The sequence below is a fragment of the Acinetobacter sp. S4400-12 genome, assembly GCF_024129495.1.
Taxonomy (GTDB): domain Bacteria; phylum Pseudomonadota; class Gammaproteobacteria; order Pseudomonadales; family Moraxellaceae; genus Acinetobacter; species Acinetobacter lwoffii_C.
In genome coordinates this window covers 1-524 of record NZ_JAMXYB010000105.1, presented here as the reverse complement: position 1 = coordinate 524, position 524 = coordinate 1, and the positions used below count along the sequence as shown (strand labels likewise).

Below are 524 nucleotides of genomic sequence, written 5' to 3'. Positions count from 1 at the left end.
ATAATCTGCTTGTAGGGAACTGTAGTACAGTCACCCGCAGCAAACACACCTTTCATGCTGGTTTCATTGCGCTCATTGATCACAATCTCACCGCGGTTGCTTAGCTCGACTTTGCTGCCTTTCAGAAAGTCGGTATTTGGCAGCAAACCAATCTGTACGAAGATGCCCGCCAGTTCAACGACATGCTCTTCATCTGTAGCACGGTCCTTGTATTTCAGGCCGGTAACCTGTGAGCCGTCTCCCAGCACTTCAGTAGACAGCGCATTCTTGATGACGCTGGTATTTGCCAGACTGTTCAGCTTGTCCTGCAAAACCTGGTCAGCACGCAGTTTGGTATCGAACTCAATCAGGGTGACATGCTCAACCAGACCTGCCAGATCAATCGCTGCTTCCACACCCGAGTTGCCGCCACCAATCACGGCAACACGTTTGCCTTTAAACAGGGGGCCATCACAGTGCGGACAGTACGCCACGCCACGGGTCTTGTATTCCTGCTCTCCCGGAACATTCATCTCTCTCCAGCG

1 protein-coding gene is annotated in these 524 nt (G+C 52.1%); it reads right to left on the bottom strand.

All coding sequences use genetic code 11. The annotated features are described in order from the left end of the window. Positions 1 to 524: FAD-dependent oxidoreductase (locus tag NI461_RS14105; protein WP_253157893.1), on the bottom strand; the 524-nt coding region annotated here is incomplete at both ends.